Here is a 20976-nt window from a genome sequence, read left to right on the forward strand (position 1 = left end):
GCGCTATTGCTTCCCGGGCGCGGCGGGCAGTGGCCGGTTGTCGCGGTCGAGCGGACGCACGACCTGGCCTTCGCGCAGCAGGTGGCCGCCGGCGGCGACGATCCAGTCGCCGGGGGAGAGACCGCGCAGGATCGGCACGCGGTCCTCGCCGTAGGGGCCGGCCTCGACCGGCTGCAGGTGCAGCGCGTGGCTGCGCGGATCCACCACCCACACCGCGGTGCCGCCAGCGTCGCTGCGCTGCAGCGCGGCCAGCGGCACGGCCAGGACAGGCGCGTCATTGTCGGCGGGCTGGAAATGCACGCGCGCGCTCTGGCCGAGCTCCACGTCGCTGCCGGGCTGCAACGCGACGCGCGCCGCGTAGGTCCGCGTCACCGGATCGGCGGCGGGGGCGATCTCGTGGATCCGCCCCGGCAGCCGCCTGCCCTGTTCGTTCCACAACTCCACCTGCGCCGGGCGGCCGACGGCGAACGCGTGGATGCGCGATTCCGGCAACGCGATCGCGACTTCGCGCGGACCGTTCGCGGCCAGCGTGAACACCGGCTGCCCGGCCGCGACCACCTGCCCGGCCTCGGCCTGGCGCGCGGCGATCACGCCGTCGGCGGGGGCGCGCAACTGGCTGTAGGCGACCTGGTTGCGCGCGGCATCGAGGTTGGCGCGCGCCGCCCGGGCCTGGCCCAACGCCGCCGCGTACGCGGCTTCCTGCGCGTCGCGCGCGGAGCGGCTGACCAGTTGTTCGTCGGCCAGCGCGGCATAGCGCTCGCGGTCGGCGCGGGCGCGCTGCAACTGGCCTTCGGCGGCCACCAGTTCGGCCTGCGCGGCCTGCGCCTGCAGCGCCAGGTCGCCGGGGTCGAGTTCCGCGAGCAACTGCCCCCGCCGCACGCGGTCGCCGACGTCCACCACGCGGCGGACCAGCTTGCCGCCCACGCGGAACGCCAGCGGGCTCTCCTCGCGTGCGCGCACTTCGCCGGCCAGCGACAGGCCGGCGGCATCGCCGCCCGCCTCCGGGTGGACCACCAGCACCGGACGCGGCGCCTCGGCGGCCGGCTCGCCGCCACACCCCGCCAGCGCGAGCGCCAGCCCCAGCAGCGGCCCGACGGCCATGCTTGCTCCGTTCCGCGGGCGTCGTTCCGTGTTCGCCATCGCCGTGTGTCCCTGCCGCCGGATTAATGAACCGGACGGTATGGTATAAATATAAAACCGCTTAGTCTACTATTGCGGCATGTCCAGCATTGCCCCCCTTCCCCCCGCCAGGCCCGCGGCCCCCGGCCGCCCAAAGGACATGGAAAAGGCCGGCGCGATCCTCGAGGCCGCCCGCCGGCTGTTCACCGCCCACGGCTTCGACGGCGCCAGCATGGACCAGATCGCCGCCGAGGCGGGCGTCTCCAAGCTCACCGTCTACAGCCACTACGGCGACAAGGACACGCTGTTCGCGGCGGTGGTGAAGTCCTACTGCGAACAGAACCTGCCGGACTCGCTGTTCGAGTCGGCGCCGGACATGCCGATCCGCGAGCGCCTGATGCAGGTCGGCCGCGTGTTCTTCGCGTTCGTGTCCAGCCCCGAGGCGGTGGCCGGCCACCGCATGCTGTGCTCGCCGCGCATGGCCGACTCGCCGCTGCCCGGGAAGTTCTGGGAGGCCGGCCCCGCGCGCGTGCAGCGCGTGTTCGCCGACCTGCTGCGCCGGCGCGCGAACAGGGGCGAACTGGAGATCGAGGACCCCACGCTCGCCGCCCGCCAGTTCCTGACCCTGCTCAAGGGCGAGCTGCACACGCGCATGGTGCTGGGCTGCTGCGGCCACTGCGACGACCCCGAGGGGCACGTGGCCGCGTCGGTGGATTTCTTCCTGCGCGCCTACGCCCCGCGGGACGGCCGATGACTTCGGTCCCGGTGACTTCCGGCACTCAGTGGCTCCCGGCCGCGGCGGCCATCCTGTCCGAGCCCTCCCGCCCCCGGGCGGGTAAAATCGCGGGTCCGGCTGCCTGGCCGCCCCCAGCGAGACTGTCCTGAAATGACCCCGATCGACTACGCCCGAGCCCGCGAACTGATGGTCGAGCAGCAGGTGCGTCCCTGGGACGTGCTCGACCTGCGCGTGCTCGACCTGCTGGCGCGGATGCCGCGCGAGGCCTTCGTCCCGGAGGCCTGCCGCGCGCTCGCCTACGCCGACCTGCCGCTGCCGATCGGGCACGGCGAGGTGATGTTCAAGCCGGTGGTCGAGGGACGGGCGCTGCAGGCGCTGGCGCTGGAGCCCGGCGACAGCGTGCTCGACATCGGCACCGGCACCGGCTACCTGGCCGCCTGCATGGGCCGGCTGGCCCGCGAAGTCACCAGCATCGAACTGCACGACGACCTCGCGGTCGCCGCGCGCGCCCGCCTCGCCGACAACGGCTTCGGCGACAACGTCAACGTGCTCATCGCCGATGCGTTGTCCTACGCACCCGGCCGCGAGTTCGACGCCATCTGCGTCGGCGGCGCGGTCGACGAGATCCCGGCCCGCTTCGTGCAGTGGCTGCGCCCCGGGGGCCGCCTGTTCGCGGTCCGCGGCCGCGCGCCGGCAATGGAAGCGGTGCTGCTGCGCCGCACCGGCGAAGGCGCCGGCGACGTCGCCGTCGAGTCGCTGTTCGAAACCGACATGCCCTATCTCGCCGGCTTCGCGCCGGTCCCCAGCTTCGACTGGTAACCCCACACACAGGTAAAGGACGCCCATGATCCGTCGCCCCCTGGCCCTCGCCCTCGCGCTCGCCCTGCTCCCGGTCACCGGCGCCAACGCCGAAGACCTGCTGCAGACCTACGAGCTCGCGCGCGCCGGCGACCCGCAGCTGTCGATCGCCGAATCCAACCGCCTGATCAGCAAGGAAGGCGCGGTGCAGGCGCGCGCGGCGCTGCTGCCGCAGATCGGCGCGTCGGCGAGCTACAACCGGAGCGAAAGCACCGGTCCGGGCCGGCAGCAGATCACCACCGTCGACCCGGTGACCGGCGAGCCGAGCTTCGAGACCATCACCGGCAACTCCGAAACCAACAACTACTCGCGCCGCTACAGCGTCGGCGTGGACCAGGTGCTGTTCGACTTCGGCGCCTTCAGCCGCCTGCGCAGCGAGCGTACCCTCAGCCGCGCCGCCGACTTCACCCTGGAGTCGGCCGGCGACTCGCTGATCACCCGCACCTCCAAGGCCTACTTCGACGTGCTGGTCGCGATCGAGACCCTGGCCGCCGCCGAGGCCCAGGAAACCGCGCTGAAGAAGCAGTTCGACTTCGCCAGCAAGCGGCTCGAGGTCGGGCTGGCGCCGATCACCGACGTGCACGAGGCCCGCGCCCAGTACGACAGCGCCCGCGCCAACACCATCCTGGTGCGCAACGCGCTGGCCGACGCCTACCAGGCCCTGGCCGAGATCACCGGCGTGCCGGTGGCCACGCTCAAGGCGCTGCCGGACGACTTCCAGCCGCAGCTCCCGGCCGAGGGCGACGCCGACCATTGGGTCGCGACCGCGCTGGCCAACAATCCCGCGCTGCAGGCCGCCGCGCTCGAGGCCCAGGCCAGCGACTACGCAGTGGATACGGCGCGTGCCGGCCACTTCCCGACCCTGACCTTCGGCGGCAGCTACGGCAAGAACGCCTCCTGGGGCGACAACACCTTCAGCAGCAGCAACCCCCCGTTCTCGACCACCTTCCCGATCGGCAGCGAGAGCCGCGGCCCGTCGTTCGGGGTGACGCTCAACGTGCCGATCTTCTCCGGCGGCCTGACCCAGTCGCGGGTGCGCCAGGCGATCGCCCAGCGCGACATCGCCCAGGACCAGCTGGTGCAGCAGAAGCGCGCGCTCGAGCGCAACACCCGCAACGCGTACCAGACCCTCGTGGCGGGCATCAGCGAGGTCGAGGCGCGGCGGCTGGCGCTGGTCTCGGCGCAGGCCGCCTACGACGCTTCGCAGGTCGGCCTCGAGGTCGGCACCCGCACCGTGATCGACGTGCTGCTCAACCAGCAGAACCTGTTCGATGCGCAGCGCGCCTACGCCCTGGCCAAGTACAACTACCTGCAGAACCGGCTGCTGCTCGAGCAGGCCGCGGGCACCCTCGACGTGGCCGACGTGCAGGAAGTGAACCGGCTGCTGACGGTCGACACCAGCGCGCGCGCGGCGCTCGACGCGTCCGCGCAGTAGTCCGCCACGCTGTCATCCGGCACGCTGTAAATCGGCACGCTGTCATCCGGCGCAGGATCAGGCCGCCGCGGGCGGCAGGTCCCGGGCCAGCAGGTCGAGGGTGCGGCTGAGCGCGCCGCGCCCTTCCTGGATCAGCGCACGCGCCGCCGCGGCCATCGCGGCGCGCGCCTCCGGCCCTGCGAGCAGCGTCGCGAGCTCCCGCTCCACCTCCGCCACGTCGTTGCCGACGCGCAATGCGCCGGCATGGCGCATGCGCCCGGCGATGTCGCTGAAGTTGTGCAGGTGCGGCCCGGTGACCACCGGCGTGCCCGCCGACGCGGGCTCGAGCAGGTTGTGGCCGCCGATATCCTGCAGGCTGCCGCCGACGAAGGCGACCTGCGCGCAGCGGTAGAACGAGGGCAGTTCCCCAAGCGTGTCGATCACGAACACGCCGTCTTCCGGGTCCGGCAGGCGGGTGAGCTTGCGCGTCGCCACCCGCCAGCCCGCCTCCACGCACTGTTGCGCCACCGCGCGGAAACGTTCGGGGTGGCGCGGCGCCCAGAGCAGCAGCAGGTCCGGCCAGCGCCCGCGCAAGGCGCGATGGATCGCGATCACCGCCGCTTCCTCGCCCTCGTGCGTGCTCGCGGCGATCCACGCCGGGCGCACGCCCGTACTGCGCACGAACTCGCGCTGCAGCGGCGCGTCCTCGGGCGGCTGTTCGACGTCGTACTTCAGATTTCCGGTAACCAGGGTCGTGTCCGGGTCGGCCCCGAGCAGCACGAAGCGCGCGGCGTCGGCGCGCGACTGCGCCAGCACACCGCGCAGGCCGCGCAGCGCGCGCGCGACCAGCGGCCGCAGCACCCGGTAGCCGCGCAACGAACGCGCCGAGAGACGGCCGTTGACCACCCACGCGGGGATGCCCGCGTCGCGGCACGCGAACAGCAGGTTCGGCCACAGCTCGGTTTCCATCACCAGCGCCAGCCGCGGCCGGAAGTGGTGCAGGAAGCGCGCGACCGCGCCGGGCAGGTCGTAGGGCAGGTAGACGTGCTCGACGCCCTCGCCCCAGAGCGCGCGGATCCGTGCCGAACCGGTCGGCGTGATGCTGGTCACCAGCAGCCGCAGGTCGGGCCGGCGCGCGCGCAGGGCGTTGACCAGCGGCGCCGCGGCGTTGACCTCGCCCACCGACACCGCGTGGATCCAGACCGTGCCGTGCAGCGGGGCCGCGTCGCCGTAGGCGGCGTAACGCTCGGCCCAGCGCTCGAAGTACTCCGCCTGCCGGAACCCGCGCCACACGAGGTGGTACAGGGTGACCGGCAGCAACAGGTACAGCGCGGCCGAATACAGGCCGCGCAGCACTCGTTCGAAGGGATCGGCCGGCATCGGCACAGCATAGCGAACGCGGCCGCTAGAATCGCCGCATGCCCGAGCCCGCCTCCCCGACCAGCGCCGGCAGCCCGCCGCTTGCGCCGCGCCACTGGCCGACCTGGCTGCTGGTCGGCGCCTGCGTGTTGCTGGCACGCCTGCCGTGGGCGCTGCAGCGCCGGCTCGGCAGCGCTGTCGGCGCGGTGCTGGCACTGGCCATGCGCGGCCGCCGCGAGGTCGCCGCGCGCAACCTGGCGCTTTGCTTCCCGGAGCTCGACGACGCAGCGCGGCGCGAGCTGCTGCGCCGGCACTTCCGCGCGCTGGGCATCGGCCTGTTCGAGTTCGCGCGGGCTTGGTGGGGTTCGGTCGCGCCGCTGCGCCGCGGCTTGCGGATCGAAGGCCTGGAGCACCTCGAGGAAGCGCGCGCCGGCGGTCGCGGCGTGATCCTGGTGTCCGGCCACTTCACCACGCTCGAGGCCTGCGGCCGGCTGATGTGCGACCACGTGCCGCTGGCCGGCATGTACCGCCCGCATGGACAGCCCCCGCTCGAGTGGGCGGTGAAGCGCGGCCGCCTGCGCTACGCGGTGGCGATGTTCGGACGCGAGGAGCTGCGGCCGGCGATCCGCCACCTCAAGGCCGGCGGCGTGCTGTGGTTCGCGCCCGACCAGGAGACCCGCCGCGGCGACAGCGTGTTCGTGCCGTTCTTCGGCGTGCCCGCGTCCAGTCTCACCTCCACCCACCAGCTCGCGCGCCTGGCCGGCGCCTCGGTGCTGGCGTTCGCGCACGAGCGTCGCGACGACGGCGGCTACACGCTGCGGCTGTCGCCCGCGTTCGACCATTTCCCCACCACCGACGCGACTGCCGACACCGCGCGCGTGATGCAGGCGATCGAGGCGATGGCGCGCGCCGTGCCGGCGCAGTACCTGTGGATCCACCGGCGCTTCAAGCGCCAGCCGGACGGCGTCGATCCCTACGCGTAGGGGTCCGGTTCGCCCGGTGGCCGTGTCTTGAAGCGACGATGCACCCACAGGTACTGGGACGGCGCTTCGCGCACCACTGCTTCGAGCTCGGCCATGTAGCGCGCGGCATCGGCGGTCGGGTCGCCGCCGGGCCAGCCGGCCCATTGCGGTTCGATGCGCAGGCGGTAGCTGCCGTCGGCCAGGCGCTGCATCCAGACCGGCAACGCCACCGCGCCGCTTTCCGCGAGCAGGCCGGGCAGCGCGGTGAGGGTGGACGCGGCCACGCCGAAGAACGGCACGAACGCATTGTGGTAGCTGAAGTCCTGGTCCCCCAGGTACATCACCGCGGCGCCGCCACGCAGCGCGTCGAGCAGTGCCGCCTTGTCCTTCTTGGCGATGGTGGACGAGAACGCGCGCCGGCGCGCGGCGTCGATCCAGCGGTCCAGGCACGGATCGTTGTGGCGCCGCGCAAGCAGCGAGACCGGCTGCCCGGACGCGTCCCCCAGCACCCGGCCGGCCAGCTCGAAGTGCGTGAGGTGCCCGGTGACGAGCAGCACGCCGCGGCCCGCGGCGCGCGCCCGCGCCAGGTGTTCCAGTCCTTCGACGGCGTACAGGCCGCGCAAGGCGTCCGCGGGCGCGAACCAGGCGCGCAGCGTTTCCAGCGCACCGGTCACGGTATCGCGGAGGGTCTCGCGCAGCAGGCGCTCGCGCGCCGCGCGGTCGAGTTCCGGGAAGCAGAGTTCGAGGTTGCGCGCCGCAATCCGGCGCCGGCGTCGCAGCAGCGGAGCACCCAGCCCTGCGAGCAAGGCGCCCAGGCGCAGCAGCCAGGCCTGCGGCAGGCGCGCGATGCGCGCGGCGATCCAGTCCGCGGGCCGCGTGAAGCGACAGCGGGCCGGGACCGGGTTCACGCGCTCGCCGGCGCCGCCCTGTCCCGCGCCAGCAGGCTGCCGGCGTACAGCGCCGCCAGCATCAGCGTCAGCCCGCCCCAGAAGGTGGAATAGAACGCGAGGTGGGTGTTGAGCGGGAACACCGTGACCGCGAGCGCCAGCATCGCCGGGCGCGCGCGCCGGCGCGCCTCGGCCTCGGCGAAGTTCCACGCGCGCCAGGCCAGCGCGACCCCGGCGAGCCAGCACATCAGGCCGAAGATCCCGGTTTCCGCCAGCACCTCGAGCACGATCTGGTGCGCGTGCAGCGCCGGACCCTCGCCCCACGCCGCGATCTCGCCGTGGTTCGGATCGCAGTGCGCGAACGCCTCGCGGAAGCCGCGCGCGCCGATGCCGTTGAACGGGTGCTCGCTCGCCATGCACAGGGCCGCGCCCCAGATCCGCGTACGCCCGGACAGCGCGGCCTCGACGCCCTCGTCCCCGATCTCGAGCACCTGCGCGGTGCGCTCCACCCGGTCGCGCACCTGCGGCACCGTGAACGTGAGCACCGCCAGCGCCACGGCGCCGAACGCGAACACGCCGAGCAGCCGCTTCCAGCCCAGCAGCTGCCAGCCGGAGAACAGCAGCACCAGGCTGAAGGTGAGCCACGAGGCGCGCGATCCGGCCAGCACCAGCGCCACGCCGACCAGCGCCGCGGCGACCAGCCAGCCGGTGCGGCCGAAGCGCACGCGCCCGAGGTGCAGCACGAACGGCGAAAGGCTGGCCAGCACCGGCCCGAGCTTGAGGTTGCACGGCCCGAGCACGCCGGACAGGCGCCCGGCGCGCAGCGCCGCCTCGGGCGGGCACATCGCGCCGCCGCTGATCAACTGCTTCAGGCTGTCGAGCCCCCAGAACAGCGGACTGGTGCCGGTGAGGCCCTGCAGCAGCACGTCGGCGCTCCAGACGCCGACGATCACGCCCAGCCCGACGAAGGTGATGCGGCGCCCACGCGCGTCGGCCACCGCGGCCGCCACCAGCCACAGGAACGGCAGGTAGCGCAGGTCCACCGCGGCTTCGCGGAATGCACGCCCCGGGTCCACCGCGTCGAACGCCGACACCAGTTCCGGCAGCCAGTACGACACGAACAGCACGCTCGTCAGGGCCCACGCCGGGCCGCTGAGCAACCGGGTCCCGTGGCGGAAGCGCGCCAGCAGCAGCTTGGCGATGGCTGCCAGCGCGCCGAGCACCATCACGCCCTCGGCATAGCCGGGCGCCGGCCACAGCGCGACGAACACCATCACCCACACCGGTGCCCAGCGCCAGCCTGCGGGGGTGGCGGCCGGGTCAGGCGCCATGGGAGCGGTCGTCGGCGAGTTCGTCATAGAGCGACAGGGTTGCGTCCTGCATCTGCTGCAGACTGTCGGGCATCGTAACCGGAGCGGGCGGATTGGCGAGCATCGCGCGCGTGGTCGCCTCCAGCGCCGCCGCGTCGAACGCGCGCACCGCGCCCTCCGGCTGCCAGGCGCGCAGCAACTCGCCGACGCCGCCGTGGTCCCAGCCGACGACCGGTCGCGCGACCGAGAGCGCTTCGAGCACGGTGCGGCCGAAGGCCTCGGGCTTGCGCGAGAGCTGCAGCACGACGTTGGCTGCCGCGTAGGCGCGCGCGATCGCGGCGGTGGGTGCGGTGATCGCGACCGCGCCGGCGACGCCCAGCGACTGCGCGAGCGCCTCGAGTTCGGCGACGTAGCCGGCGCGCGCGGGGTGGCGGGCGCCGGGCATCCACAGGCGCGCGTCGCTGCCGTCGCCGCGCAGCGCGGCGAGCAGGTGCAGGGCGTCCGCGTGCCCCTTCAGGCGGGTCCCGCGGCCGGGCAGCAACAGCAGCGGTCCCTCGCCGCCGAGCGCCGGGAACCGGGCCGCGGCCCAGGCCCGCGCCGCGGCGTCCGGCAGCGGTGCAGGCGAAAAGACCTTCGGATCGATGCCGCGCGGGATCACCCGCAGGCGCGACGCGTCCAGCCAGGGATAGTGGCGCAGCAGGTACTCGCGGACGGTGTCGGAGACGCAGACCACGCGCTCGCCCGACGCCATCACCGCGCTGTAGCGCGACGGCGAGTTAAGGCCATGGACGGTGGTGACGAAACGCGGGCGCGTGCCGGCCGGCAGGCCACGCAGCGCCAGGCGGCCCACCCAGGCCGGCATGCGCGAGCGCGCGTGCACGATGTCCACCGCCCGCTCGCGGAACAGGCGCCGCAGCGCGCGCGCATGGCGGAACACGAATGGCGACTTGCGGCCGATGTCGAGCCGCACGTGCTCGGCGCCGAGCGCTTCGAGCGCGGGCACCAGGCGGCCGCCGGCGGAGACCACGATCGCGCGGTGTCGCCCGCGGACCAGGGCCTCGGCGATTTCGAGCGTGGAGCGTTCGACGCCGCCGGATTCCAGCGCAGGCAGCAGCTGGACGACGGTCAGCGGCACCCCGGCGTCAGTCCACCAGCACGAACTGCGCGCTGCAATACGGGCACTGCGCCTCGCCGCCGTTCTTCTCGATCGGCAGGTAGACGCGCGGATGCGAATTCCACAGCGCCATCGCCGGGGTCGGGCAGCTCAGCGGCAGGTCGGCGCGGCGCACCTCGTAACGCTTGCTCGCATTGGCGGGGCCGGCGTTTGCGGTTGCGGGGACGTCGTGCTGGGCGGTCTCTGCCATGGCGCTGCGTGGGCCTGCGTTCGTGGGGCCGCCAGTTTACCCCGGCAGGTCGAACAGGAGGACGTCGGCGGCCGCCGGGCCACGGCCCGCGAGGCGGAATTCGCCGGATTCCGCGGTGAAGCCGAGCGCGTCGCCGGGCCCCAGCGCGCGGCCCTCGACCCCGGCCTCGCCCTGGGCCACGTGCAGCCAGTAGCGGCGCCCGGGGTCGGCCGTGAACGCGACTTCCGCGCCTTCGGGCAGGCGCGTGCCGAGCAGCCTGGCCTGCTGGCGGATGGCGATGCTGCCGTCGGCGCCGTCGGGCGAGGCCAGCAGCGCCCAGCGCCCCTCGCGCGCGGCCGGGTCGAAGGCGCGCTGGTCGTAGCCCGGCGGCGCGTTCACGCGGTCGGGCTGGATCCAGATCTGCAGGAAGTGCACCGGCCTGGCATCGCAGGCGTTGTACTCGCTGTGTTCGATGCCGTGGCCGGCGCTCATCCATTGCAGCTCGCCCGGACGCAGCACGCCGCCGCCACCGCTGCTGTCGCGGTGCGCGAGCGTCCCGGACAGCACGTAGCTGAGGATCTCCATGTTGGCGTGCCGGTGCGGCGCGAAACCGCCGCCCGGCGCCACCCGGTCCTCGTTGATCACGCGCAGCGCCCCGAAGCCCATCCACGCAGGATCGTGGTAATGCCCGAACGAGAACGTGTGCCGGCTGTCGAGCCAGCCGGTGCGCACGCTGCCGCGCTCGGTGGACGGGCGTTCGACGATCATCGCGCTCAGCCCTTGGCGCTGGCTTCGGTAGTGATGCGCAGCTCGACCTCGTCGCTCACCGCCGGGACGTACATGCCGATCCCGAACTCGGAACGCTTGATGGTGGTGGTCGCGTCGAAGCCGACGGTCGGCACGTTGCCCATCGGGTGCGGCGCGGCCTTGTTGAGGGTCACGTCGAGCACCACCGGGCGGGTGACGCCGTGCAGGGTCAGGTCGCCGGTGACTTGCAGCCGGCCCTCGCCCAGGTCGCGCACCGAGGTGCTGCTGAAACGTGCTTCCGGGAAATTCTCCGCGTCGAAGAAATCTGCGCTGAGCAGGTGCTTGTCGAGGTCGGCGACGAAGCTGGTGAGGCCGGACAGCGGCAGGACCACCTCGACCTTGGAGTTCTCCGGTGCGTCGGCGTCGTAGGTGATGGTGCCCTTGGCCTCGCCGAAGTTGGCGGTCGGGTTGGAGTAGCCGAAATGGTTCCAGCTGGCCAGGACCATGGTGTGGGTCGGGTCGATGGTGTATTCGACCGGGTCGGCGCTGGCGCCGAAGGCGATGCCGGCCAGTGCGGCGGCGAGGACGAGCTTCTTGAACATGGTGGTGTCGCTCCTTGGAAAGAGGGTCGTGCGGTCAGTGGTCACGCGATCCGGCAGGCTTCGTCGAACGGCAGCCGCGGCGAACGCGGGAAGATGCTCGCCGGATCGCCCTGGCCGAGGTTGACCAGGAAGTTGGAACGGATGGAGGTGCCGGCGAAGAACGCGGCGTCCAGCTTGTCGCGGTCGAAGCCCGACATCGGGCCGCAGTCCAGCCCCAGCGCGCGCGCCGCGAGCATCAGGTAGGCGCCCTGCAGGCTGCTGTTGCGCAAGGCGGCGCGGTACAGCTCCGGCTCCGGGTTGTCGGCGAACCACGAGCGCGCGTCGGTGTGCGGGAACAGCACCGGCAGCTTCTCGTAGAAGGCCATGTCGTAGGCCACGATCACGGTGCACGGGGCGGCCATGGTCTTGTCGTGGTTGCCGGCGTCGAGGGTCGGGCCCAGTTTCGCCTTGCCCTCGGGCGTCTTCACGAACACGAAGCGCGCCGGGCAGGAGTTGGCTTGGGTCGGTCCCAGCTTCACCAGCTCGTAGAGCCGGTGGATGGTGTCGTCGCCCACCTCGCCGCCGAAGGCGTTGTAGGTCCTCGCCTGCCGGAACAGCCGGTCCAGCGCGACTGCGTCGAGCGGCTCCCTGCCGGTGCCTGCCGCTGCCTGTGGATCTGCCATCGTTCTCCCTGTTGCTGCGCCGGGCCTTTCCCGGCTGGATGTCCAGTGTAGAGTGTCGCGCGACGGCACTCCGCCGACGGGATGCAACGCAGGGTCGCAGCCATGGAACGCTCCACGCGCGCCGCCGGCGGTTGCTGGACGCTCAGCGACGGCCGCGCCGGCAACGTCCGCCAGGCCGGCGCGCTGGCGCGTGCGCTCGGCCTGCAGTCGCGCGAGTGGCTGCTGCGCGCGCGGGCCCCCTGGTCCTGGGCCGCGCCGCGGCGGCTCCCGGGCAGCCGCCAGGCCTTCGGCGGCGCGTTCGCCGAGGCGCTCGGGCGGCAGCCGCCGGCGCTGGCGATCGGATGCGGCCGCCAGGGCGCGCTGGCGACCCGGCTCGCGCGCGATGCCGGCGCGCGCGCGGTGCAGATCCTCGACCCACGCCTGCCGCCCGCGCTCTGGGACGTGGTGGTCGCGCCGCGCCACGACGGCCTGCGCGGCGACAACGTGCTGACCCTGCTGGGCAGCCTCAACCCAGTGGACGACACCTGGCTGCGGCTGGCGCGCGAGACCTTCCCGGCGCTGGGCCGGCTGCCGCGTCCGCGCATCGCGGTCCTGCTCGGCGGCCCCGCCGGCCATGTCCGCTACGACGCGGCCACGGTCGACGCCTGGCTGGATGCGGTGGACGCGGCGGTCACCGAGGACGGCGGCAGCGTGCTGCTGACCGCGTCGCGGCGCACGCCGCGCGCCTTGCACCAGTCCATCCGCGCGCGCTACTCCGGGCGCGAGGCGCTGCTGTGGCTGGACGACACCGACGGCGCCAACCCCTACGCCGGGATGCTGGCCTGGGCGGACCGGATCGTGTGCTCGCCCGATTCGGTGAACATGGTCTCCGAGGCCTGCGCGACCTACGTGCCGGTGTTCGTGGCCGGGATGGACCGCGTGCAGGGCCGGATCCGCGGCTTCATGGACGAGCTCGCGACGCTGGGCCGGGTGCGGCCGGCCGAAGGCGGGCTCGCGCCGTTCCAGGCCGAAGCATTGCGCGAGACCGAGCGCGTCGCGTCGCAGTTGCGGCCGCTGCTACAGCCCGAGTGACGCGCGCGCCGCGCCGATCGCGGCGCGGGCACCGGCGATGGCGTCGCCTGCCGGCACCAGGCGCGGGCGGCGGTCGAGCGTGCACCTCAGGCCGGCCTCGAGCAGCACCGCGTGCGCTGCGCGCAGCGCCGCGCAGGAGGCGGCGTCGAAGGCCCCGAGCGTGCACGCGGCATCCAGCAGGCCCTGCGTGTCGCGCGGCTTCAGCAGTGCGGGGAAGCGCCCGGCGTCGCGCAGCACCAGGTATTGCAGCAGGAACTCGAGGTCGACCAGGCCGCCCTCGCCCTGCTTGACGTCGAAGCGGGCGGCGTCCGAACGGTCCAGCTCGGCGCGCATGCGCGCGCGCATCGAGGCCACGTCCGCGCGCAGCTTGTCGGGATCGCGGGGTTGCGCCAGCACCGCCGCGCGGATCGCCTCGAAGCGCTCCAGCAATGCCGCGTCGCCGGCGATGCCGCGCGCGCGCACCAGTGCCTGGTGTTCCCAGGTCCAGGCCCGCTGGCGTTGGTAGTCCTCGAACCCGGCCACCGGCGAGACCAGCAGTCCCTTCGCGCCATCCGGGCGCAGGCGCACGTCCACGTCGAACAGCCGGCCAGCGGCGGTGACGGTGCCGAGCAGCGCCACCACCTTCTGCGCCAGCCGCGCCGACCAGCGCGCCGCATCGAGCGTGCGCGGGCCGCTGGACTGCGCGTCCGCGCCGGCCTCGTACAGGAACACCACGTCCAGGTCCGAGCCGAAGCCCAGCTCCTCGCCGCCCAGGCTGCCGTAGCCCACCACCGCGAAGCGCGCCCCCGGCAGTTCGCCGTGCGCGGCGTGCATCTCCCGGCGCGCGAGCTCGAGCACCACCGCCACCACCGCGTCGGCCAGCCAGGCGAGCTGGCGCACGCTGTCCTGCGGCGGCTGGCGCTGGTCCAGGGTCGCGAGCGCGATGCGGAAACTGAGCGCCTGGCGCACTTCGTTGAGCGCGAGCAGCGCGGCTTCGGCGTCCTCGTGCACGAGCGTGGCCGCGCACGCCTCGCGCAACGCCTCGCGCCCGGGCAGCGGGCCGCCCACGCGCACGTCGAGCAGTTCGTCCAGCAGCAGCGGGTGCGCGGCCAGCCGCTCGGCCAGGAACGCGCTGCGCGAGAACACGTCCACCAGCCGCTGCAGCGCCGCCGGCTGTTCGTCCAGCAAGGCCAGGTAGCTGGCGCGGCGCAGGATGTTCTGCAGCAGCGGCAGCACGCGCTTGAGCGTGGCGTCCGGCTGCGCCGAATCCCCGGCGGCCCCGAGCAGCGCCGGCAGCACGCGATCCAGCCGCGCCCGCGCGGCGTCCGAGAGCGCACGCAAGGCCGGCGCGCGGGCGAAGTCGCGCAGCGCCGCGTCGGCCGCCTCCGGCGCTTCGAAGCCTGCGTCGGCCAGGGTCCCGGGATCGCCGGCGTCGGGCAGCGCCCGCCAGTAGCCGGCGAGGTCACCCGGAACCTCGCTGCGGCCGCGCGGCGCCAGCAGCGCGGCGAACTCCGCCGAAACCGTGTCGCGGTGGGCCGACAGGTCCGCCTGCAGTGCGTCGAAGTCCGGGTAGCCCAGGCCGAGTGCGATGCGCGCGCGATCCTCGGCGGACTCGGGCAGCGCATGCACCTGCTGGTCGCGCAGCATCTGCAGCCGGTTCTCGAGCCTGCGCAGGAAGCGGTAGGCCGCGGCCAGCGAGGCGCCGGCATCCGCGCGCACGTGGCCGGCGGCGACCAGCGCCTCCAGCGCGGGCAGCAGGCGCCGTTCGCGCAGCGCCGGTTCGCGCCCGCCGCGGATCAGCTGCAATGCCTGCACCAGGAACTCGATCTCGCGGATGCCCCCCGGACCGCGCTTGATGTCGTCGGACAACTCCTTGCGCGCGACCTCGGCCGCGATCGCCGCCTTCATCGCGCGCAGGCCGTCGAGCGCGCCGTAATCCAGGTAACGCCGGTAGATGAAGGGACGCAGGCTGCGCAGGAAGCGTTCGCCCGCGCCGATGTCGCCGGCCACCGGCCGCGCCTTCTGCCAGGCGTAGCGCTCCCAGTCTCGGCCCTCGTGCTGGAAGTAGTTTTCCATCGCCGCGAACGACCAGGCCACCCGGCCGGCGTTGCCGAACGGGCGCAGGCGCAGGTCCACGCGGTGGCAGAAGCCCTCGGCGGTGGTCTCGTCCAGGAGCTTCGCCAACTGCTGGCCGAGCCGCGCGTAGTACTGCTCCGCAGCCAGCGGGCGCGGGCCGTCGCTCTCGCCCGCCTCCTCGTAGCCGTAGACCAGGTCCACGTCCGAGGAGAAGTTGAGCTCGCCGCCGCCGAGCTTGCCGAGCGCGAACACCACCAGCCGCCGGGGGTTGCCGTCGGGCCCGCGGATGGCGCCGTGGCGTTCGGCGAACTCGCCCTCGAGCGCGGCCAGGCCCAGGCGCAGGCAGGTTTCGGCCAGCGCGGTGCTGCCGGTCAGGGTCGCGTCGACATCGTCCAGGCCGAGGATGTCGCGCCAGGCAAGGCGGGTGGACTCGGCCGCGCGGTAGCGGCGCAGCAGTGCGGGCCAGTCGTGGCGGTTTCCCGGGTCCAGCACGGGCGGCTCGATCGGGAGCGCGCTGTCGGCCTGCAAGCGCTGGGCTAGGCCGGGCTGGCGGCACAGGGTGGCGGCGGCGAAATCGCTGGCGGCGGCGACCCGTTCGAGCATCCCGTCCATGCAATTAAAAAGCCCGCACCGGACGAGTCCGGTAGCGGGCCTGCTCCCTCCCCCACGTCGGGATGCGGGACCATCGTGAAGGATTCGTTACGCAAGATGCACGCTGCACTGCAAAAAAAGAACTGAACGGTTCACTATGCGATGGATGCAGGCGCGCATTCATGCCGGGCGCGGCCCCTTGCCCAGGTCGCGCAGCACCTCGCGCGCGGCGTTGCGGCCGGGCAGGCCGGTGACGCCGCCGCCGGGATGCGTGCCCGAGCCGCACAGGTACAGGCCCGGCAGCGCGCCGCGGTAGTTGCCCTGGCCCAGCAGCGGGCGCGCGCTGAACAGCTGGTCGAGGCCGAGCGCACCGTGGAAGATGTCGCCCCCGACCAGCCCGAGCTCGCGTTCCAGGTCCAGCGGCGACAGCGCGCGGTAGCCGAGCACGCTGCGGCGGAAGTTCGGCGCCACCGCATCCACGGTGTCGATCATGAGCCTGGCCACCGTGTCGCGATGCATGTCCCAGCCGCCCTCGCCGCTGTCATCGGGCATGTGGGGGTTGACCTGCTGGCAGAACAGGCTCGCCACGTGCGCACCCGACGGTGCCAGGCGGCCGTCCACGAGGGTGTCGTCGAGCGTGGACGAGATCACCAGCTCCACGATCGGCCGGCGTGCCCAGCCGGGGTTGTGCGCGCGCGACTTCGCGTCGAAGTAGGCCTGCTCGAAGTACTGCAGCGAATGACCGACCAGGATCCCGCTCTGGTGGTGCGGCTGCAGCTGCGTGCCCGGCGCCGCGCTGAAGTCGGGCAGCTCCGACAGTGCCACGTTCATGCGGAAGGTGCCGGAGGCGCAGCGGTAGCGGTCGATGCGTTCGGCAGTGTCGGTATCGAGCGCGTCGCGCGGCAGCAGCCGCTGGTAGAGGAGTTTCGGATTGAGGTTCGAGACGATGGTCCCGGCGCGCAACTCGCGGCCGTCCTCGAGGCGCACGCCGGTCGCGCGCCCGCCCTCGACCAGCACCTCGGCGACCCCCGCGCCGGTCTCGATCGCCACGCCGCGCGCCTCGCACTCGCGCGCCATCGCCTGGGTAATCGCGCCCATGCCGCCGATGGCGTGGCCCCACGCACCCTGCTTGCCGTTGACCTCGCCGAAGACGTGGTGCAGCAGCACGTAGGCGCTGCCCGGCGTGTACGGACTGGCGAAGTTGCCGACCACCGAGTCCCAGCCGAGCACGGCCTTCAGCGGCTCCGATTCGAACCAGGCGTCGAGCAGGTCGCCGGCCGACTTGGTGAACAGGTCGAGCAGGTCGCGGCGCGCGGCCATGTCCAGCTTGCGCAGCTCGCGGCCCACCGCCAGCGACGCGATCCAGTCCGCGAGCACGAAGCGGTCGGAGACGTTGGGCGGCGTGCGCAGCATCAGTTCGCGCAGCACCGCGACCACCCGCTCGAGCATCGCGAAGTAGGCCGGCAGGCGCTCGGCGTCCCGAAGCGACCACTTCGCGACCTCGGCTTGGGTGTGCTCGCCGCCGAAGCGGAACGCGCGCCCGTCGGGCAGCGGCAGGAAGTTGGCGTACGGCCGCTCGACGATGCGCAGGCCGTGCTCGACCAGGCGCAGGTCGCGGATCACGCGCGGGTTGAGCAGGCTGACGGTGTAGCTGGCCAGCGAGTTGCGGAACCCCGGATGGAATTCCTCGGTGACCGCGGCCCCGCCGACGATCCCGCGCCGCTCCAGCACCCGCACCTTCAGCCCGGCCGCGGCCAGGTAGGCGGCGCAGACCAGGCCGTTGTGGCCGCCGCCGATGACCAGGATGTCGACCGCGTCTCGCATCGCGTGATTGTACGGTCGCTTTCCGGCTTGCCGCCCCCCTGCGTCGCTGCTAGCGTCGCCGGGGATGCCCGAGAAGGACGACATCACCCACCTGCTGGCGCTGGCGCGCGACGGGGAGCCGGAACGGATCGGCGCTGTCTTCGAGGCCCTGTATCCGGAACTGCGGCGACTGGCCAACTCGCGGATGCTCGGCGGCGATGCCACGATCACGCCGACGGTGCTCGTGCACGAACTGTTCCTGCGCATCAACCGCGGCGCGCCGCTGTCGGTCAGCGACCGTAACCATTTCTTCGCCGCGTCGGCCAAGGCGATGCGCTGGATCCTGGTCGAGCATGCGCGTCGCCGTGCGACCGGCAAGCGCGGCGGCGACCAGCTGATGGTCGCGCTCGACGACCGCATCCCGGACGACGCCGGGGTCGCCATGACCACTGCGCTGGCGCTGGACGAGGGACTGGCCGCGTTGGAGGCGATCAGCCCGCAGCGGCGGCAGATCGTCGAGATGCGCTACTTCGCCGGGCTGCAGTTCTCGGAGATCGCGTCGGTGCTCGGGTGCTCGGAACGCACGGTCTACCGCGAATGGGAGCGCGCGCGCGCATTCCTGCAGGCGCTGCTGGACGAGGACGGCGATGGGACCTGAGCAGTTGGCGCACTGGAAGGCCGCCGATGCGGCCTTCGACCAATGGCTGGACCAGCCCGAAGCGGAACGCGACGCCTGGCTGGCGGCGCAAGACCTTCCGGTGCCGGTGCGCCAGCGACTGCAGCAACTGGTCGCCGCACACCGGAAGCCGCGGCGTCCGATGGATCCCGGCAACGGTCTGGCCGGCCAGCGCCTGGGCGACTGGACGCTGGAAGCCGAACTCGGCCGTGGCGGCATGGCCGTGGTCCTCCGTGCCTGGCGCGAAGCGGGCATGGCCCGCCAGCAAGCGGCGGTGAAGGTCCTCACCCTGGGCGCGCTGGGAGCCGCCGGCCGCGACCGCTTCCGCCGCGAGGCGGTGATCCTGGCCCGCCTCAACCATCCGAACATCACGACCCTGCTCGATTCCGGGGTCGCCGACGACGGCACCTGCTGGCTCGCGATGCCGCTGGTCGAGGGCGAGCGCATCGACCGCTGGTGCGAAGCGCGCGAGCCGGACGCGGCCGCCATCGTCCGGCTGGCGCTGCAGGTCTGCAATGCGGTCGCGTTCGCGCACCGCAACCTGGTGGTCCACCGCGACCTCAAGCCCTCCAACGTGCTGGTCGACGCCGGCGGGCACGTGCACCTGCTCGACTTCGGCATCGGCCGGTTCACCGACGCCAACGACGACCGCACCCGGACCATGTGGCGCGCGCTGACGCCCGGATACGCCGCGCCGGAACAACTCGCCGGCGCCGAACCGAGCACGGCCGTGGACATCTACGGACTGGGCGCCCTGCTGCACCGCCTGCTGACCGGGCGCACCCCGCTGGCCGCGACCGAAGGTACCGACACCACGCGGCCGTCCCTGCTCGTGCGCAGCTCCGGTGACCCGTACCACCGCCACTACGTCCCGCTGAAGAACGACCTCGACCGGGTGCTGCTCAAGGCGTTGGCCGAGGATCCCGAGCAACGCTACGCAACTGCCGAGGCACTGGCCGACGACCTGCGCCGCTGGCTCGCCGGGGAGCCGGTGCTGGCGCAGCGGCCGAAGCTCGGCTACCGGCTGCGGAAGTTCGCCGCCCGCAACAAGGTCGGCGTCGCCGCGGGCGTGTTGCTCGCCGCCACCCTGGCCGCGGGCATCGGCACCACGCTGTGGCAGGCCGATGCCGCGCGGCGGGCAGCGGAGCAGGCGCTGACCCAGGAACGGCGGGCGGCCGCTGCCCGCGACTTCATGGTGGACCTGTTCGAGGCCAACGACCCGGACGCCGCGATCGGCGGCCCCCTGACCGCGCGCGAACTGCTCGACCAGGGCGCACACCGCATCCGCGGTGCGTTCGTCGATGCGCCTGCTTTGCGCGCGGAAATGCTCGTGTTGCTCGGCGACCTGTACCGCAGGATCGACGAGTTGGACGCGGCCGCGCCGCTGCTCGACGAAGGCTTGCGCCTGGCGGCCGAAGCCGGCGCCGCGCCGGTGGTGCTCGAGGCCAGGTTCGCCAGGGGCCTGCTGGAGGCTCGCGCGAACCGGGATGCCGAGGCGCTGGTCGAGTACGACGCCAGCGAACGCCTGCTGGAGGACGCCGGCCGCGTGCCGGGGGAATTGCACGGGCAGCTTGTCCTGCGCCGGGTGCAGGCCTTGTCGCGCCTGGGCAGGACGGCCGAAGCCACCGCCCACGCCGAAGCGGCACTCGCAAGGGCCCGGGCGAGCACGTCGCTGCCACCCGAGCAATTGTTCCACTACCTGCGTGCGCTCAGTTCGGCGGTGCTCGTCGAAGGCGACGAACAAGGCGCCGAAAGACTGCTGGGCGAGGCGATCGGCCTGCGCAGCGTCGACCGCCTGCCGCCGACCGCGCGGCTCCCGGTGCTTTCCGACCTCGCGAGCCTCGCCCTGGCCCGCGGCGAACTCGACACGGCGCTGCAGCGGTCGGCGCGGGCACTGGAGCTGGCCGGCCAGGTGCACCCGCCGGGCAGTCCCGAGCGCGCCGTGCTGCTGGACCACCACGGCATCATCCTCACCCACATGGCTCGGTTCGACGAGGCGGCCGATGCCATCGGCGAGGCCATCTCGATCCTGGAGGCGCGCACTCCCGGCGGCGTGAGCACTTCGCTCGCCGCCGCCCACAACAACCTGGCACTTGCGCTGGACAACGCGGAACGCGACGCCGAGGCCGAACCGCACATGATCCGTGCCCTGGAACTCGCGCGCAGGCTGTTCGGCGAGAACGACCCGCGCTATGCGATCTCGGTCGCCAACCTCGGCAACCTGTATCGCCAGTCGGGCCGCTACGACGAAGCCGAGGCGTTGCTCGGGGAAGGCCTGCGATTGCGCCGCGAGCTGCACGGGGAAGGCCATCCCTACTACGCGCACGGGCTCGTCCAGGTCGCCCGCCTGCGCTTGCGCCAAGGGCGCACGGCAGAGGCCCTGGCGTTGGCGGAGCAGGCTGCCGACGTCTACGCAAGGGCCGAATTCAAGGACCCCCGCCGGCTGGCCTCGACCGATGGCGTGCGCGCGGTCGCGCTGGCGGAAACCGGCCGCGTGGGCGAAGCCGTCGCGCTGTACGACAAGGCGATCGCGGAAGCGCGCGGCGCCGGCGTCGACAACGGCGTCGAGTGGCCGCGGGTCATGGCCGCCCGCGCCGAACTGTTCGTCCGCCACGTCCCGGACCGGGCGCGCGAGGCGGTGGGCGAAGCAGTCGAGGCGAACCTGGGCATCTACGGCGAAACCCACCCCGGCACCCGCCAGATGCTGGCCCTGGCCGCCAGCCTGGACTGAGCGCGGGACCCGGGCGCGGCAGCGCCTGTCAGTCGAAGGTCCCGAATCGC

Annotated in this window: 18 protein-coding genes; 7 read left to right on the forward strand and 11 right to left on the reverse strand. The window is 73.1% G+C overall.

The features are described 5' to 3' along the window. Nucleotides 1–3 precede the first annotated feature (3 nt). Nucleotides 4–1101, reverse strand: a complete 1098-nt coding sequence (locus E4F25_RS05815; RefSeq protein ID WP_140909242.1) for an efflux RND transporter periplasmic adaptor subunit — start codon at nucleotides 1099–1101, stop codon at nucleotides 4–6. A 118-nt stretch (nucleotides 1102–1219) separates the two neighbouring features. On the opposite strand from E4F25_RS05815, the gene E4F25_RS05820 reads away from it, so the two are divergent. From E4F25_RS05820 to E4F25_RS05830, 3 genes are all read left to right on the forward strand, one after another. Continuing rightward, nucleotides 1220–1873, forward strand: coding sequence for a TetR/AcrR family transcriptional regulator (locus E4F25_RS05820; RefSeq protein WP_140909243.1), 654 nt, complete (start codon nucleotides 1220–1222; stop codon nucleotides 1871–1873). A gap of 132 nt (nucleotides 1874–2005) precedes the next feature. Next, nucleotides 2006–2674 carry a protein-L-isoaspartate O-methyltransferase family protein gene (locus tag E4F25_RS05825; protein ID WP_140909244.1) on the forward strand — a complete coding sequence of 223 codons (669 nt, stop codon included), beginning with the start codon at nucleotides 2006–2008 and terminating at the stop codon, nucleotides 2672–2674. Between the two features lie 25 nt (nucleotides 2675–2699). After that, nucleotides 2700–4148, forward strand: coding sequence for a TolC family outer membrane protein (locus tag E4F25_RS05830; RefSeq protein ID WP_140909245.1), 1449 nt, complete (start codon nucleotides 2700–2702; stop codon nucleotides 4146–4148). Nucleotides 4149–4205: 57 nt separating this feature from the next. Here the strand turns inward: E4F25_RS05830 and waaA are convergent, their stop codons facing one another. After that, on the reverse strand, nucleotides 4206–5507 hold the full coding sequence (waaA, locus tag E4F25_RS05835; RefSeq protein WP_140909246.1) for a lipid IV(A) 3-deoxy-D-manno-octulosonic acid transferase: 1302 nt from the start codon (nucleotides 5505–5507) through the stop codon (nucleotides 4206–4208). A 38-nt stretch (nucleotides 5508–5545) separates the two neighbouring features. Between waaA and lpxL the strand changes: the two genes are divergently transcribed. Further along, the gene (lpxL, locus tag E4F25_RS05840; RefSeq protein WP_140909247.1) at nucleotides 5546–6469 is read left to right on the forward strand and encodes an LpxL/LpxP family Kdo(2)-lipid IV(A) lauroyl/palmitoleoyl acyltransferase; all 924 of its coding nucleotides are present in this window, start codon (nucleotides 5546–5548) and stop codon (nucleotides 6467–6469) included. On the opposite strand, the gene E4F25_RS05845 is transcribed toward lpxL, so the two are convergent. The 7 genes from E4F25_RS05845 to E4F25_RS05875 are packed head-to-tail and all read right to left on the reverse strand — an operon-like array spanning nucleotide 6460 to nucleotide 11999. Next, nucleotides 6460–7356: a lysophospholipid acyltransferase family protein gene (locus E4F25_RS05845; protein WP_181168217.1), complete on the reverse strand. Its 897-nt coding sequence runs from the start codon at nucleotides 7354–7356 to the stop codon at nucleotides 6460–6462. The genes lpxL and E4F25_RS05845 overlap by 10 nt on opposite strands. Beyond that, entirely contained in the window at nucleotides 7353–8693 is a 1341-nt protein-coding gene (locus E4F25_RS05850) for an O-antigen ligase family protein (protein WP_140909249.1), read from the reverse strand. Before E4F25_RS05850 ends, E4F25_RS05845 begins: the two co-directional genes overlap by 4 nt. Beyond that, entirely contained in the window at nucleotides 8656–9780 is a 1125-nt protein-coding gene (locus tag E4F25_RS05855) for a glycosyltransferase (protein WP_140909250.1), read from the reverse strand. The genes E4F25_RS05850 and E4F25_RS05855 overlap by 38 nt, the downstream gene beginning before the upstream one ends. A 7-nt stretch (nucleotides 9781–9787) precedes the next feature. Beyond that, nucleotides 9788–10009: a zinc-finger domain-containing protein gene (locus E4F25_RS05860; protein ID WP_140909251.1), complete on the reverse strand. Its 222-nt coding sequence runs from the start codon at nucleotides 10007–10009 to the stop codon at nucleotides 9788–9790. Between the two features lie 36 nt (nucleotides 10010–10045). Next, nucleotides 10046–10756, reverse strand: a complete 711-nt coding sequence (locus tag E4F25_RS05865) for a pirin family protein (RefSeq protein ID WP_140909252.1) — start codon at nucleotides 10754–10756, stop codon at nucleotides 10046–10048. Between the two features lie 5 nt (nucleotides 10757–10761). After that, nucleotides 10762–11337 carry a YceI family protein gene (locus E4F25_RS05870; RefSeq protein ID WP_140909253.1) on the reverse strand — a complete coding sequence of 192 codons (576 nt, stop codon included), beginning with the start codon at nucleotides 11335–11337 and terminating at the stop codon, nucleotides 10762–10764. Between the two features lie 41 nt (nucleotides 11338–11378). After that, nucleotides 11379–11999: a malonic semialdehyde reductase gene (locus tag E4F25_RS05875; RefSeq protein ID WP_140909254.1), complete on the reverse strand. Its 621-nt coding sequence runs from the start codon at nucleotides 11997–11999 to the stop codon at nucleotides 11379–11381. 102 nt (nucleotides 12000–12101) lie between these two features. On the opposite strand from E4F25_RS05875, the gene E4F25_RS05880 reads away from it, so the two are divergent. Further along, nucleotides 12102–13070: a mitochondrial fission ELM1 family protein gene (locus E4F25_RS05880; RefSeq protein WP_140909255.1), complete on the forward strand. Its 969-nt coding sequence runs from the start codon at nucleotides 12102–12104 to the stop codon at nucleotides 13068–13070. Here E4F25_RS05880 and glnE read toward each other — a convergent pair. Both glnE and E4F25_RS05890 read right to left on the reverse strand, forming a co-directional pair. Continuing rightward, nucleotides 13056–15821 (reverse strand): bifunctional [glutamate--ammonia ligase]-adenylyl-L-tyrosine phosphorylase/[glutamate--ammonia-ligase] adenylyltransferase, encoded by a 2766-nt coding sequence (glnE, locus tag E4F25_RS05885; RefSeq protein ID WP_342776932.1) that lies wholly within the window; start codon nucleotides 15819–15821, stop codon nucleotides 13056–13058. The genes E4F25_RS05880 and glnE overlap by 15 nt on opposite strands. 75 nt (nucleotides 15822–15896) lie before the next feature. After that, nucleotides 15897–17540: a phytoene desaturase family protein gene (locus E4F25_RS05890; protein WP_140909257.1), complete on the reverse strand. Its 1644-nt coding sequence runs from the start codon at nucleotides 17538–17540 to the stop codon at nucleotides 15897–15899. Nucleotides 17541–17604: 64 nt separating this feature from the next. On the opposite strand from E4F25_RS05890, the gene E4F25_RS05895 reads away from it, so the two are divergent. Further along, entirely contained in the window at nucleotides 17605–18177 is a 573-nt protein-coding gene (locus tag E4F25_RS05895) for an ECF-type sigma factor (RefSeq protein ID WP_140909258.1), read from the forward strand. Continuing rightward, nucleotides 18167–20926: a serine/threonine-protein kinase gene (locus E4F25_RS05900; RefSeq protein WP_140909259.1), complete on the forward strand. Its 2760-nt coding sequence runs from the start codon at nucleotides 18167–18169 to the stop codon at nucleotides 20924–20926. Before E4F25_RS05895 ends, E4F25_RS05900 begins: the two co-directional genes overlap by 11 nt. The last annotated feature ends 50 nt before the right edge of the window (nucleotides 20927–20976 follow it).

The sequence above is a fragment of the Cognatiluteimonas lumbrici genome (genome assembly GCF_006476065.1).
Taxonomy (GTDB): Bacteria; Pseudomonadota; Gammaproteobacteria; order Xanthomonadales; family Xanthomonadaceae; genus Cognatiluteimonas; species Cognatiluteimonas lumbrici.

Excerpts from the sequence above, each read along its gene's own strand:
- E4F25_RS05815 (WP_140909242.1), bottom strand. The coding sequence starts at position 1,101 with ATGGCCGTCGGGCCGCTGCTGGGGCTGGCGCTCGCGCTGGCGGGGTGT.
- E4F25_RS05820 (WP_140909243.1), top strand. The coding sequence starts at position 1,220 with ATGTCCAGCATTGCCCCCCTTCCCCCCGCCAGGCCCGCGGCCCCCGGC.
- E4F25_RS05825 (WP_140909244.1), top strand. The coding sequence starts at position 2,006 with ATGACCCCGATCGACTACGCCCGAGCCCGCGAACTGATGGTCGAGCAG.
- E4F25_RS05830 (WP_140909245.1), top strand. The coding sequence starts at position 2,700 with ATGATCCGTCGCCCCCTGGCCCTCGCCCTCGCGCTCGCCCTGCTCCCG.
- waaA (WP_140909246.1), bottom strand. The coding sequence starts at position 5,507 with ATGCCGGCCGATCCCTTCGAACGAGTGCTGCGCGGCCTGTATTCGGCC.
- lpxL (WP_140909247.1), top strand. The coding sequence starts at position 5,546 with ATGCCCGAGCCCGCCTCCCCGACCAGCGCCGGCAGCCCGCCGCTTGCG.
- E4F25_RS05850 (WP_140909249.1), bottom strand. The coding sequence starts at position 8,693 with ATGACGAACTCGCCGACGACCGCTCCCATGGCGCCTGACCCGGCCGCC.
- E4F25_RS05860 (WP_140909251.1), bottom strand. The coding sequence starts at position 10,009 with ATGGCAGAGACCGCCCAGCACGACGTCCCCGCAACCGCAAACGCCGGC.
- E4F25_RS05865 (WP_140909252.1), bottom strand. The coding sequence starts at position 10,756 with ATGATCGTCGAACGCCCGTCCACCGAGCGCGGCAGCGTGCGCACCGGC.
- E4F25_RS05870 (WP_140909253.1), bottom strand. The coding sequence starts at position 11,337 with ATGTTCAAGAAGCTCGTCCTCGCCGCCGCACTGGCCGGCATCGCCTTC.
- E4F25_RS05875 (WP_140909254.1), bottom strand. The coding sequence starts at position 11,999 with ATGGCAGATCCACAGGCAGCGGCAGGCACCGGCAGGGAGCCGCTCGAC.
- E4F25_RS05880 (WP_140909255.1), top strand. The coding sequence starts at position 12,102 with ATGGAACGCTCCACGCGCGCCGCCGGCGGTTGCTGGACGCTCAGCGAC.
- E4F25_RS05890 (WP_140909257.1), bottom strand. The coding sequence starts at position 17,540 with ATGCGAGACGCGGTCGACATCCTGGTCATCGGCGGCGGCCACAACGGC.
- E4F25_RS05895 (WP_140909258.1), top strand. The coding sequence starts at position 17,605 with ATGCCCGAGAAGGACGACATCACCCACCTGCTGGCGCTGGCGCGCGAC.
- E4F25_RS05900 (WP_140909259.1), top strand. The coding sequence starts at position 18,167 with ATGGGACCTGAGCAGTTGGCGCACTGGAAGGCCGCCGATGCGGCCTTC.